This is a genomic window from Solwaraspora sp. WMMD791, from assembly GCF_029581195.1.
In the GTDB taxonomy this organism is placed as follows: Bacteria; Actinomycetota; Actinomycetes; order Mycobacteriales; family Micromonosporaceae; genus Micromonospora_E.
Window position 1 is genome coordinate 1,303,968 of sequence record NZ_CP120737.1, and the last position, 12,255, is coordinate 1,316,222.

Annotated in this window: 16 protein-coding genes; 9 read left to right on the forward strand and 7 right to left on the reverse strand. The window is 70.3% G+C overall.

Annotated features, from left to right (window positions below; all coding sequences use genetic code 11):
• The first annotated feature begins 13 nt into the window (after window positions 1-13).
• Together O7623_RS05555 and O7623_RS05560 are read left to right on the forward strand one after the other, a co-directional pair.
• Window positions 14-1,006 carry a MerR family transcriptional regulator gene (locus O7623_RS05555; protein ID WP_282227513.1) on the forward strand — a complete coding sequence of 331 codons (993 nt, stop codon included), beginning with the start codon at window positions 14-16 and terminating at the stop codon, window positions 1,004-1,006.
• A 191-nt stretch (window positions 1,007-1,197) separates the two neighbouring features.
• A complete protein-coding gene (locus O7623_RS05560) occupies window positions 1,198-1,458 on the forward strand; it encodes a hypothetical protein (RefSeq protein ID WP_282227514.1) in 261 nt (86 codons plus the stop codon).
• 28 nt (window positions 1,459-1,486) lie between these two features.
• On the opposite strand, the gene O7623_RS05565 is transcribed toward O7623_RS05560, so the two are convergent.
• From O7623_RS05565 to O7623_RS05585, 5 genes are read right to left on the reverse strand one after another with little or no spacing between them, the layout of a single operon-like run.
• Complete coding sequence (locus O7623_RS05565; protein WP_282229323.1) at window positions 1,487-1,759, reverse strand: DUF6510 family protein; 273 nt, start codon at window positions 1,757-1,759, stop codon at window positions 1,487-1,489.
• A gap of 28 nt (window positions 1,760-1,787) precedes the next feature.
• Window positions 1,788-2,540 (reverse strand): ferredoxin reductase, encoded by a 753-nt coding sequence (locus O7623_RS05570; protein WP_282227515.1) that lies wholly within the window; start codon window positions 2,538-2,540, stop codon window positions 1,788-1,790.
• Complete coding sequence (locus O7623_RS05575; protein ID WP_282227516.1) at window positions 2,510-3,112, reverse strand: sulfite oxidase-like oxidoreductase; 603 nt, start codon at window positions 3,110-3,112, stop codon at window positions 2,510-2,512. The genes O7623_RS05570 and O7623_RS05575 overlap by 31 nt, the downstream gene beginning before the upstream one ends.
• 58 nt (window positions 3,113-3,170) lie before the next feature.
• The gene (locus O7623_RS05580; RefSeq protein ID WP_282227517.1) at window positions 3,171-3,485 is read right to left on the reverse strand and encodes a type II toxin-antitoxin system PemK/MazF family toxin; all 315 of its coding nucleotides are present in this window, start codon (window positions 3,483-3,485) and stop codon (window positions 3,171-3,173) included.
• Entirely contained in the window at window positions 3,482-3,733 is a 252-nt protein-coding gene (locus O7623_RS05585; protein WP_282227518.1) for a YlcI/YnfO family protein, read from the reverse strand. Before O7623_RS05585 ends, O7623_RS05580 begins: the two co-directional genes overlap by 4 nt.
• 240 nt (window positions 3,734-3,973) lie before the next feature.
• Between O7623_RS05585 and O7623_RS05590 the strand changes: the two genes are divergently transcribed.
• Genes O7623_RS05590 through O7623_RS05605 form a run of 4 tightly spaced genes read left to right on the forward strand, consistent with a single transcriptional unit; the run spans window position 3,974 to window position 7,677 of the window.
• Window positions 3,974-5,233: an extracellular solute-binding protein gene (locus O7623_RS05590; protein ID WP_282227519.1), complete on the forward strand. Its 1,260-nt coding sequence runs from the start codon at window positions 3,974-3,976 to the stop codon at window positions 5,231-5,233.
• Between the two features lie 19 nt (window positions 5,234-5,252).
• Entirely contained in the window at window positions 5,253-6,209 is a 957-nt protein-coding gene (locus tag O7623_RS05595; RefSeq protein ID WP_282227520.1) for a sugar ABC transporter permease, read from the forward strand.
• Window positions 6,206-7,060 carry a carbohydrate ABC transporter permease gene (locus O7623_RS05600; protein ID WP_282227521.1) on the forward strand — a complete coding sequence of 285 codons (855 nt, stop codon included), beginning with the start codon at window positions 6,206-6,208 and terminating at the stop codon, window positions 7,058-7,060. The genes O7623_RS05595 and O7623_RS05600 overlap by 4 nt, the downstream gene beginning before the upstream one ends.
• Window positions 7,057-7,677 (forward strand): hypothetical protein, encoded by a 621-nt coding sequence (locus O7623_RS05605; RefSeq protein ID WP_282227522.1) that lies wholly within the window; start codon window positions 7,057-7,059, stop codon window positions 7,675-7,677. Before O7623_RS05600 ends, O7623_RS05605 begins: the two co-directional genes overlap by 4 nt.
• A gap of 6 nt (window positions 7,678-7,683) precedes the next feature.
• Here the strand turns inward: O7623_RS05605 and sthA are convergent, their stop codons facing one another.
• Window positions 7,684-9,087, reverse strand: a complete 1,404-nt coding sequence (sthA, locus tag O7623_RS05610; protein WP_282227523.1) for a Si-specific NAD(P)(+) transhydrogenase — start codon at window positions 9,085-9,087, stop codon at window positions 7,684-7,686.
• A gap of 220 nt (window positions 9,088-9,307) precedes the next feature.
• On the opposite strand from sthA, the gene O7623_RS05615 reads away from it, so the two are divergent.
• Window positions 9,308-9,775, forward strand: coding sequence for a hypothetical protein (locus O7623_RS05615; RefSeq protein WP_282227524.1), 468 nt, complete (start codon window positions 9,308-9,310; stop codon window positions 9,773-9,775).
• On the opposite strand, the gene O7623_RS05620 is transcribed toward O7623_RS05615, so the two are convergent.
• Window positions 9,772-10,719, reverse strand: a complete 948-nt coding sequence (locus O7623_RS05620; RefSeq protein ID WP_282227525.1) for a serine hydrolase — start codon at window positions 10,717-10,719, stop codon at window positions 9,772-9,774. The two genes, O7623_RS05615 and O7623_RS05620, sit on opposite strands and share 4 nt — an antisense overlap.
• Before the next feature lie 204 nt (window positions 10,720-10,923).
• Between O7623_RS05620 and O7623_RS05625 the strand changes: the two genes are divergently transcribed.
• Together O7623_RS05625 and O7623_RS05630 are read left to right on the forward strand one after the other, a co-directional pair.
• Window positions 10,924-11,790, forward strand: coding sequence for an MEDS domain-containing protein (locus O7623_RS05625; RefSeq protein ID WP_282227526.1), 867 nt, complete (start codon window positions 10,924-10,926; stop codon window positions 11,788-11,790).
• On the forward strand, window positions 11,783-12,241 hold the full coding sequence (locus tag O7623_RS05630) for an ATP-binding protein (RefSeq protein WP_282227527.1): 459 nt from the start codon (window positions 11,783-11,785) through the stop codon (window positions 12,239-12,241). The genes O7623_RS05625 and O7623_RS05630 overlap by 8 nt, the downstream gene beginning before the upstream one ends.
• The last annotated feature ends 14 nt before the right edge of the window (window positions 12,242-12,255 follow it).

The following is a 12,255-nucleotide window of genomic DNA, read 5'->3' on the forward strand; positions in this document are numbered from 1 at the left end:
CATAGTGGGCGTCGTGGACATGAACGAGCTCTATCCCATCGGGGATGTCGCCCGACGTACCGGCCTGAGCGTCAGCGCCGTCCGGTACTACGCGGACGCCGGTGTCGTCACCCCGGCCGCCAGCACACCGGCTGGCCACCGCCTCTACGACGTGTCGGCGATCGCCCGGCTGGAGCTTGTCCGCACGCTGCGGGAACTCGACGCCGGTCTGGACGAGATCCGGCGGGTGCTGGCCGGCGAGGCGACGCTGCGCGAGCTGGCCGCCACCCACCTGGCCCTGCTGACTCAGCAGGAGGCACGGCTGCGTAGCCGTCGCGCGGTGCTGTCGACCATCCTTCGACAGGACTCCACCGCCGAGCAGGTGACGCTGATGCACAAGCTGGCCGGCATGTCGGACGAGGAGCGCGACCGGCTGATCGAGGAGTTCTGGGTCGAGGTCTCCACCGGCTGGCAGCCGCCGGAGCGGATGATGCAGTGGTGGCGGTCGGCCCACCCGAAGCTGCCCGACCATCCCACCACGGCCCAGCTGGAGGCATGGATCGAGCTGGCCGAGCTGGTCCGCGATCCGGAGATCCGACAGGCCGTGCGCCGTGAGCTGTACAAGGTGTGCACCACCGGAGCCGGGCCGTTGATGACCTCCGGGCCGATGTTGGACCGTCTGGAAGCGGCCACCCCGATCGGCCAGGCGGCGATGGACGCCGCGCGCGAACAGGTCCCGCCGGACTCGCCACAGGGGCGGGAGATCGCCGACCGGTGGATGGGGTGGCTGACCACCGTCTTCGCGACACCGGACAACCCGGGAATCCCGGACACCCCCGAGTTCCGGCTCCAGACAGCCGAGCACATGATGAAGGGTGCGGAGTGGGACCGCACGTTGCCGGACCCGCCTGGTCCGTTCGACCGGTACATGGCGCTGGTCACCACCGTGAACGGCGTGGAGCCGGAGCGGTTCCCGTTCGAGTGGCTGGCCGAAGCGCTGCGCGCGTCCGCCACACCAGCCTCCTGATCGGCGTCGCCGCTGCCCGTCGAGGAGCGTCGGGAAGGCTACGGGGAGGGGATGGCCCACCCTCACGGGGACGATCCCCCGCCTACCCCCTTGACAATTGCGCTTCGACGCGTTCCTTTCCATGATCATGAACTGTTCGGCGCCGATGGCCGAGGGCGGCATTCACCAGGCAGGGCAATGTCCAGTATCGATTGCCACCAGGCAGTTCGCGCCACCACACATCAGTTGAGCGCCGCAAGGTCGACACGATCCTCCGCCCGGCCCCCGGACGAGCAGCCCACAATGCCTTCACCGCCGACTACCTGGGTAGAGTCGAGAACGGCAAGATCCGCTACCCCGCCGAGGACCACCGCACCGCCCTGCGCGTCGTCCTCAACGCCGACCCCGACGACGAACTCGGATTCGGTGCGGGCATCTACAGCGAGGCACGGGTGACGTCGACGTCTCGTTGACGAGCTGACGATGTCACGGTCCGGCGGCTCAGTTCGTCGGTACGGCGATCCGCAGGCTGAGCGCGCCGTGCAGGTCGAGCCAGACGTCGGCCGGGCCGCGTACCAGGCGCAGCAGCACCGCGCTGCAGTGCGGGCAGCGGGCAACCAGGCCGGGCGCGTCGGCGTAGACCATCAGGGCGGCGACCGGCCCGGATCGACCGCAGCCGGCGCAGCGGCCGACCGCAGCGGTGACGTCGACCGCGAAGATCTCGCCCAGCGGTCCGGCCAGGGCGTTGCCGTCCAGGTGGTGCTCATCGGGCAGCAGCACTGTCACCTGTGGGTCGGTCATGTCAACCTCCGGTGGGTCCGAATCGTTCGGTGCGGACGCGGCGGGGGTCGTGCCCGAGGGCGATCAGGATGTCGGCGACGGCCTCGACGAAGCCGGTCGGCCCGCAGACGTAGCAGGCAGGTTCGAGCATCGCCGGCCAACCGTCGGTGTTGACCCGGGCGACTCCGATCCGGCCTACCTGGCCCGGCCAGCCGTCGGGTGCTTCCCGGGTGTAGACGTAGCTGACGTCGAGTCCGGCGTCGTCGCGGGCGCGGCGGCGTAGTTCGTCGGCGTAGTAGACGTCGGCCGGGGTCCGTACCGAGTAGATGAGCCGGAACGGCACCCGGCTGCCGGCGGCCCGTCGGGTACGGATCATCGCCATCAGCGGCACGATCCCGGAACCGCCGGCGATCAGCAGCACGGGATCGGTCGCGTCGGGTCGCCAGACGAACCAGCCGCCGACCGGGCCGCGGATCTCCACCGGGTCACCGACAGCGTACGGGCCGGCCAGGTAGCCGGAGACCTCCCCGTCGGGCACCCGCTGGACGGTCAACTCGACCCGGTCGCCGTCGGCGGCGTTGGCGAGCGAGTAGCTGCGCTGGGCCTGGTAGCCGTCGGGGGCGGTGAGCCGTACGTCGACGTGTTGGCCGGGCAGGTGTCCGGGCCAGTCCGGTACGTCCAGCAGCAGGGTACGGGCGGTCGGCGTCTCGTCGCGGACGGCGGCGAGCCGGGCCACCCGCCAGCTCAGTCGCCCTGGTATCGCTGCTCGCGCCACGGGTCACCGTAGTCGTGGTAGCCGGCGGTCTCCCAGAAGCCCGGTTCGTCGTCGAGCAGCAGCCGGAGGCCGCGCACCCACTTCGCCGACTTCCAGAAGTACAGGTGGGGCACCAGCAGCCGGGCCGGGCCGCCGTGCTCGGGGCTCAGGTCGGCGTCGTCGTACCGGTAGGCGATCCAGGCCTGCCCGTCGAGCAGGTCGGCCAGCGGCAGGTTCGTGGTGTAGCCGCCGTACGAGTGGGCCACGGCGTAGTCGGCGGCGGTCTCCACGTCGGCCAGCAGCGTGTCGACGGAGACGCCGCGCCAGCGGGTACCGAGCTTGGACCATTTGGTCACGCAGTGGATGTCGACCGTGATGTCCTCGCTCGGCAGGTCGAGCAGTTCCGACCAGCTCCATCGCTGGACGGTGCCGTCCTCGGCGGTGACGACGAACTCCCAGCCGGCGATGTCGATCCGCGGCGTCGGGCCGGCGGAGAGCACCGGGAAGTCCTCGGTCAGGTACTGCCCCGGCGGCAGGGTGACGGCACCGGGGGAACGCGGACGGCCCTGAAATCCGGGCGACACGATACCCATCGGACAGTCCTACCACCGGCTGGGGCGGTGCCGCCAGCGGCTTCCGGAATTCCCCCCGTCAGAGGTCGAACAGGTCCCGCATCGCCTCTTCCAGGCGGGCCATGCTGGCCCCGGTGACCATGCCGACCCGTTCGGCGCCGGACTTGCCGGAGATGCGCCGCATCCGGTTGACCACGACGACGCCGGAGAGCGGGTCGGTCTCGGCCAGCGGCACCACGAACGGCGGTAGGGTGGTCGCGCCGCGTTGGCGCACGATAGGAGCGCAGTACGGCGCGGCGCGGGGGCGGTCGTTGTGGGCGTCTCCGGAGAGCACCACCACCCGGTAGCGCAGGTCGGATCGCTCGCCGACGGTCCAGATCTCGCCGCGGTTCACGCCGCGTCAGACAGGTCGGACCAACCGGACTCCAGGGTGTCGGCGAGCCGGTCGAAGCCGTCGAGCTCGTCGCGCACGTCGGGGTTGGCGGCGAGCCACTCCTCATGGGCCCGTGCGGCGTCCCGGCGGGCTTCCCGGCGGGCGGCGCGGTCCATCCAGTCGGAAAGTGTCATTCCTTCCCGCTCGGCAGCGGCGCGTGCTCTGGCCACCGTCTCCGGGCTCAGGCGCAGCGTGACCATCTCTGCCATGTCGCGATGGTACGACGTCGCTGGGCGGTACGCCTGCCCGGGCTCGCCCGCAGGCGTCGAACACCGCTGCCGGCATCCATGAGCATCGCGCTCCGACCCGGCCGATTGGAACGTTCAAGGCAGCCATTGACGTGGATGTAACAGACTCCTAACCTACGTTGACAAGCGCTTCCTGTGGTCGACGACACATCCGACCGGCATCGTTCGTCATCCCGAAACCGGAGGATCCGCATGGCGACAATGAAACGGTTCAGGGCAGCGCTCGCTGCGTCGGCCGCGCTCGCCCTGGTCGCGGTCGGTGCCGCTGCCTGCGGTGACGACGACGCCTCCGGGCCGGTCACCCTGCGGTACTCCTGGTGGGGCAACGCGGAACGGGCCGACCTGATGCAGCAGGCGATCGACCTGTTCGAGGAGCAGAATCCGAACATCACGGTCACTCCCAGCTTCCAGGAGTACGAGGCGTACTGGCAGAAACTGACCACCGAGACCGCCGGTGGCAACATGCCCGACGTCGTCCAGATGGACTTCTCCTACCTGCGCGAGTACGCCGACCGGGGTGTCCTGTACGACCTGGGTGATCAGGTCGGCGACGCGCTCGTCCTGACCGACCTGCTCCCCGGCTTCGACGGGGTCGGCGAGGTCGACGGAGCCAGGTACGCGGTGCCGATCGGCGGCAACACGTGGAGCATGTTCTACAACCCGGCCCTGTTCGCCCAGGCCGGTGTCGCCGCCCCGCAGATCGGCTGGACCTGGGCCGACTACCACGCCGCGATGGCCACCATCAAGGCCACCACCGGCACCTACGGCGGCGGCAACTACACCGGCATCATCTACAACCTGGAGGCCCAACTGCGTCAGGAGGGTGGCGCGCTGTTCACCGAGGACGGCCAGCTCGGCTTCGACGCCGACCGACTGGCGCGGTTCTGGCAGCAGGGCATGGATCTGATCGCCCAGGACGTCGTACTGCCAGTGGAGACCGCCGTCGCGATCAAGCCCGCGTCGCTGTGGGTCGACGACCTGGCCGCTTCGGACCTGGGCTGGGACAACTTCCTGGTCCGGTACGCGGGTGAGACCGACACCGAGATCCGCCTCGGCCCGCTGCCCAGCGACAACCCGGACCGGCTCGGTCAGTACCTCAAGCCGGCGATGCTGCTGAGCGCGTCGGCCCGTACCGAGCATCCGGAGGCCGCCGCGAAGCTGATCTCCTTCATGATCAACAACCCGGAGGTGGGTCGGATCTTCGGCGGCAACCGGGGGTTGCCGGCCACCAACGCCCAGCGCGACGCGGCCGAACTCGACGGGCCGCTGGCCGCCGTCGCCGCCTACGAGGAGACGATCGCCGATCAGCTGACCCAGGCCCCGCCGGCCCCACCGCGTGGTGCCGGCAGCATCGAGGCGGCCTTCATCCGGATCAGCGAGGAGCTGCACTACGGCAGGATCAGCGTGGCACAGGCTGTCGACCAGTTCTTCACCGAGGCCGAGGAGATCCTGCAGTCCTGACCGGTGAGGAGATCGACCGATGCGCACGTCCACCATCGGCGCGAGGCGCCCACCGGGTGTACGCCGACCGGCGGCGCCGCCACCGCGCCGCCACCGGTCCGGTGACGGGCTGGCCGGCTACCTGTTCCTGTCGCCCTGGATCGCCGGCATCGCGCTGCTGACCATCGGGCCGATGGCTGCCTCGCTGTACCTGTCGTTCACCGACTACAACCTGTTCACCACCCCGGAGTGGGTGGGCCTGGACAACTACCGACGGCTCTTCGACGACAGCCGGTGGCTGCAGTCGGTCCAGGTGACGATGACCTACGTGCTGCTGGCCGTACCGCTCAAACTCGCCGCGGCGCTCGCGGTCGCGATGCTGCTCAACAGCCCTCGACGCGGCCAGGGCGGGTACCGGGCGGCCTTCTACGGCCCGTCGTTGATCGGTGCCAGCGTCAGCATCGCCATCGTCTGGAAGGCGCTGTTCAGCGAGGACGCGATCGTCGACCGGATGCTCGGGGCGGTCGGTCTGCCCACCGGTGGCTGGGTCGGCAACCCCGACCTGTCCCTGCTGATGCTGGTGCTGCTGGCTGTCTGGCAGTTCGGCGCACCGATGGTGATCTTCCTTGCCGGGCTCAAGCAGGTGCCCCGGGAGCTCTACGAGGCCGCCGAGGTCGACGGCGCCGGCCGGTGGCGGCGGTTCCGGGCGGTGACCGTACCGATGATCTCGCCGGTGATCTTCTTCAATCTGCTGCTGGAGACGATCAACTCGTTCCAGATCTTCACCTCGGCGTACATCGTCGGCGGGCGCAACGGCAGCCCGGCCGGGTCGACCCTGTTCTACACGGTCTACCTGTACGACCGGGGCTTCACCGACTTCCGGATGGGCTACGCCTCGGCGATGGCCTGGATGCTGCTGCTCGGCGTCGGCCTGGTGACCACGCTGCTGTTCCGCACAGCGCGGGGCTGGGTCCACTACGCGGGAGACGCACGATGAGCAGGCGGACCGACCACCGACGACTGCGGCACAGCGTCGGCTGGCACCTGGCGGCGCTGGCGCTGCTGGCGGTGATCCTCTACCCGGTGGGCTGGGTGGTCTCGGCGTCGTTCACCCCGTCGGCGTCGATCCTCGGCGACCTTCGCCTGCTGCCCGGCGACCCGACGCTCGACAACTACCAGCGCGCCGCCGAGGGCATGGCCGGCATCGGCACCATGCGCTTCTTCTGGAATTCGACGGTGCTGGCGGCGCTCGCCGTGGTCGGCACCGTCGCGTCGTCCGCCCTCGCCGGGTACGCCTTCGCCCGGTTACGGTTCCGGGGCCGGTCGACGATGTTCGTGCTGATGATCTCCACTCTGCTGCTGCCGTTCCACGTGCTCATCGTGCCGCAGTACGCGGTGTTCCAGAACCTGGGACTGGTCGACACCTACGTGCCGCTGCTGCTGGGCAAGTTCCTCGCGGCGGAGGCGTTCTTCGTCTTCCTGATGGTCCAGTTCATCCGCACCATCCCGCCCGAGCTGGACGAATCCGCCCGCATCGACGGGGCCGGGCAGTGGGGCACCTTCTGGCACATCATCCTGCCGTTGTCCCGGCCAGCGATGATCACCACGGCGATCTTCACCTTCATCTGGACCTGGAACGACTTCCTCGGCCCACTGATCTACCTCAGCACGCCGGACAAGTACCCGCTGCCGCTGGCCCTGCAGCTCTACATCGACCAGACCACGCTGTCGGACTACGGTGCGTTGATGGCGATGTCGATGCTGGCGCTGCTGCCGGTCATCGGATTCTTCCTGTTCTTCCAACGCTTTCTGGTGGACGGGATGTCGACGTCGGGGCTGAAGGGGTGACCGGCGACGACGCGTCCACGACGCGGGTCGGCGGGCGACGCGGCGCCGCCCGGTTCGCCCTGTTCGGCGAGACGCTGCTGGTCGGGGTGCTGGTACTGGCCGCATCGGTACCGCTGGTGACCCTGCTGGCCGCCCTCGCCGCCGGCTGTGCCCACCTGCGCGCGTACGCCGACGGCACCGGCAGCACCAGTGTCCGGACGTTCGCCGCGACCGTACGGGCGGCGCTGCCGGGCAGTTGGCCCTGGTCGCTGGCGGCGCTGGCCGCCGCCGGGCTGCTGGCGTTCGACGCCGCGGTGGTGCGCACCGGGCGGCTGCCCGGTGGCGGTGTCGTCGCGGCGGCCTGTCTGTTCGCCGCCGTGGTGCTCGCGGCGCTGGTGCTGCGCGCGGCGGAGATGTGGCGGCCGGGGGCGTGCTGGGCCGCGACGCTGCGGGCCGCGACGATCCGTACGGTGCGTGACGACCCCGCCGGTACGGCGCTGCTCGGGCTCGCCGTCGGCGGGCTGGTGCTGGTCGCCTGGCAGCTGATCCCGTTGGCGGTGCCGATGACCGGTTGCGTGGTGCTGGCGGCGGTGGCGGTGGCGCGCCGCCCGGCGGTGCGGCCCGACGTGGGCGGCTGACCCGGCTCAGTCGTGCAGTTGGGCCAGGTGGCGGATCTTGTTCATCGCGTCCAACGCGGCGACCTTGTACGCCTCGGCGAGGGTCGGGTAGTTGAACACCGCGTCGACGAAGTAGTCGATGGTACCGTGGCAGCCCATCACCGCCTGCCCAATGTGGACGAGTTCGGTGGCGCCGGTGCCGAAGATGTGCACCCCGAGCAGTTGCCGGGTCTCCGGGGCGACCAGCAGTTTGAGCATCCCGTACGAGTCGCCGATGATCTGCCCTCGGGCGAGCTCTCGGTAGCGGGCCATCCCGACCTCGAACGGCACCCGCTGGTCGGTGAGCTGGTCCTCGGTGGCGCCGATGAAGCTCATCTCCGGGATGGTGTAGATGCCGATCGGCTGCAGCTGCGGCATGCCGCGCGCCGGCTCGCCGCAGGCGTGGTGCGCGGCGAGGCGACCCTGCTCCATCGAGGTGGAGGCCAGCGCGGGGAAGCCGATGATGTCGCCCACCGCGTAGATGTGCCCGACCGAGGTCTGGAAGTTCTCGTTGACCTCGACCCGGCCGCGTGAGTCGGCCGCCAGACCGGCCCGTTCCAGGTCGAGGTCGGCGGCGACGCCCTGACGCCCGGCCGAGTACATCACCGTGTCGGCGGCGATCCGCTTGCCACTTTCCAGGACGGCGACCGCGCCCTTGGCGTGGCGCTGCACCGACGCCACCTCCTCGCCAAAGCGGAAGGTGACCGCGAGGTCACGCAGATGGTATTTCAGTGCTTCCACGATCTCCAGGTCGCAGAACTCCAGCATCCGGTCGCGGCGTTCCACGACGGTGACCTCGGAGCCGAGCGCGGCGAACATCGAGGCGTACTCGATGCCGATGACGCCGGCGCCGACCACCAGCATCGACTGCGGTACGCGTTCGAGGTTGATGATGCCGTCCGAGTCGATGATCGTCTGCTCGTCGAAGTCGACGCTGGCCGGTCGGGCCGGTCGGGTCCCCGCCGCGATCACGATCTTCTCCGCGGTGACCTTGTTGCCGTGCCCCGAAGGGTCCGTCACGACCACCGTGTGCGGATCGTCGAAGCGGGCCGTCCCGGTCATGATCCGCACCCGGTTGCGGGTCAGCTGACTGCGGGTGACATCGATCTCACGGCCGATCACGTGCTGAGTCCGGGCCGCCAGGTCGCTGACCGTGATGTCGTCCTTGACCCGGTAGCTGCGGCCGTACACTTCGCGCTGGTTGAGGCCGGTGAGGTAGAGCACCGCCTCACGCAGCGTCTTGGACGGAATCGTCCCGGTGTTGATGCACACCCCACCGAGCATGTGCGCCCGTTCGACGACCATGACCCGCCGGTCGAGCTTCGCTGCGGCGATCGCCGCCTTCTGTCCGCTGGGGCCGGAACCGATCACAAGCACGTCGACGTCATACACCGCCCCAGTGTGCCAGCTCCGGGTTTCGGGGCGCTTACGCCCGCCCCACCCGTCCGGACCTACTACGGCGATGGATGGGTTGCCTTCCGCAGCGAAAAGCCTACTATGGGGCATCGTGCGGCATACGAACGTGACGTGTGTGAATATATGGCGGCACGGCCGCTAATGTCCGCTATGCCGCACGAAGCTGCTTCCCTCGTCTCCCCTCGCCCAGTCGGACATGAGAGGCACCACCGTGAGCCAGCCGCGCCCAGCTCCCACCGGCCATTCTGGATACAAGTCCCCTCGGCGGTCCCGACGCCGATCCGTCTGGCTGTGGCTTCTCGCCCCGGTCGTACTGGCCGTCGGGGTCATCGCCGTCGGTGCGCTGACCCGCGAGGAACAGCTGCAGGCGACGCCACAGCCGTTGACCAGCGGCACCACCGCACAGACTCCGCCGGCCGACGCCGACGGTTGGCAGGCCTGCCAGGATCTGCACGAGCTGAGCGCGGCCGAACTCGGTCACGACATCAACCGGGCGATCGCCCGGCAGGCGCAGGCCTCGACCGACGACACCATCGCCACACTGGGCAAGGAACTGGAACAGGCCACGACGCAGGCCGCCAGCCAGGACCCCATCGAGGGCAATCTGGCGATCTCGGCCGCGCAGGTCAGCCTCCGGCAGGCCTGCGAACGGGTGTTCGGCTAGTCGCGCCAAGCGTCGAAAGCGGTCCGCGCCACCTGCTCCACCGCCGCGACACCGGCGTCGAAGCTGTCGTGATGGTCGGACAGGATCGCCACCAGCCAGTCCCGGTCGCCCTCGGCGATGCGCCCGACGCTGTTCACCAGCCACCGGCCATCGTGCTCGTCGACGGTGACCCAGCCGTTCTTCACCCAGACCCGCGAACCCGCCGACGACGCCCCGGCTGACACCCCCCACCGCTGCTCCGGTACGACGTCACCCATCAGCTCCAGCACCAGCTCCCGCTCGGTCGATCCCAGTGGTCCATCGTCGCCGGCCAGGGCACGCATCAGCCGGATCTGGTCGGCGGCGGTGGTCGTCGTCGTCCCCCACGACGGCGTCGGCCGGGTCTCGGTCAATCCCAGGGCGGCGTTGGCGCGGTTCAGTCCGGAGACTCCGCCCACCTGGGCGAACAGGTCACTGGCCGCCGCGTTGTCGCTGACCGTGATCATCCGGGTGGCGGTCCGCCGCTGCGCACCGGTCAACCGGCCCTGCTGGAGCAGCAACGCCGCCAGGATGTCCACCTTGACGATGCTGGCCGTCTGAAACCGCAGGCCGTCCCCGATCCGGAACCCGGTCCCCGTGCCCTGGTCGACGACGGCGACGCTGACCTGCCCCGGCAGGTCAGCGGCGTACCGGCGGACCTGCTGCGCGGCGCGGACCGCACGCTCCCGCTGCTGCGCCACCGGGTCCGGGCGCGGTGGCGCCGTCGGCGCGGTCGGCGCGTCGCCGAAGCGGGCGGCCACCCGGCTGCCGGTGGCCGAGGCCGGCAGCCGGCCCGCCTCGTACCAGCCGTAGCCGGCGGCACCGGCAGCGAGCGTGCCGAGGACGCCCAGACCGAGCAGCGAGCGCCGCGACGTCCCGCCGCGCCGCGTGTGCCGACCGCCGGTACGGACTCTTCTGCTCGCCACGTCTGCTCCACCACGTCGCCACCGGTTCCGCTGCCGACCGGTGGTACGGACCGGACCGCAGGAGCGTTCAACGCCTGGCAGGACTGGATCGGCGGGGGTGTGTGCCAGACGCACGACGCCAGGCGAGGGGGCATGTCCGGACGTGGTCGGACCCACCGCATAAGGTGGCAGCCATCCCTCCGATGACGAACAGGCGGACCGACGATGGCGGACACGGCTACAGTTGGCGCGCTCGGTGCCGGTGACCACGCCTGTCTGACATTTTCCGACCAGGAGGAGCGGTTGGACCTGGTCGCGGCGTTCGTGCGGGGCGGCCTGCGCGCCGGGCAGAAGGTCGTCTGCTGGACCGACTCGGTGAGCCCGGACGAGCTCACCGGCGAGCTGCACGGACGTTCGGTACGCCCCGGCTCGGCGTTGCGCCGCGGTCAGCTGCGCATCGCCCCGGCCACCGGTTCGCTGCTCGGCGACGTACCGGCCGACGCCGCCGGCATGGTCGACGCACTGGCCCACGAGATGCACGTCGCCACCCGGGAGGGCTACCCCGGCCTGCGGGTCACCGCGGACATGTGCTGGGCGACCCGACCGTTCGCCGCCGCCGAACAGCTGCTCGAGTTCGAGACCAGGGTCGGCGAGCTGTTGGCCCACGGCCAGCTCTGCCTGATCTGCCAGTACGACCGGGGCCGGTTCGACGCCGTCACGCTCGCCTTCGCCGCACGGGCGCACCCCCGGACGGTGGCCGCCCAGGTCTACCTCGAGCATCCGCTGCTGCGGATCTGCCGGCAGTACAGCCCGCCCGGGGTGCGGATCGCCGGCGAGCTGGACTACCGGCACAAGGACGTCCTGGAGCTGGCGTTGGCCGAATCCGTACGCATCGACCGGCGGATGCATCTCAACCTGACCGCCCTCGACTACATCGACGGTGCCTGCGCCGGGATCGTGGTCGCGGCGGCCCGGGCACTGCCCCGGTCCCGGCGGATGACCGTCTCCTGTCGTCGGCTGGTCGGCACGGTGCTCTCCCTGGTCGGCGCGGATGACGTGGCTCAGCTACGGGTACAGAGACGCCATGAGTAGCCCGGATCCGCAGCAGGCGGGCACCGGTGGACGCCCCGAGGGCGTGGCGTCGACCGACGGCCGCCTCGAGCACCTGTTCGACGGTGACGGGCTGTACGGGCTGCGGGCGACGATCAGCGCGCACGCCCCCCGGCTGGAGTTGTCCGCCGAGCAGACCGAACATCTGCTGATCGTCGCCGGTGAGCTCGCCACCAATGCGATCCGACACGGCGGTGGCGGCGGCCGGCTGCGCCTGTGGCGCGTGCAGGACAGTCTGTTCTGTCAGGTGAGCGACACCGGTCCAGGGATCGACGACCCCCGGGTGGGCAGCTCCCCGCCGGACCAGGAGCGCGCCGGCGGCCGGGGCGTCTGGATCTGCCGGCAGCTGTGCGCCGCGCTGCTGATCGAACGGGCCGTCCCGGCACCGGGGGCGGTCGTCACCGCGGTCATCGACCTCACGGCCGAGGGCTGAGGCCCGTACCTGCC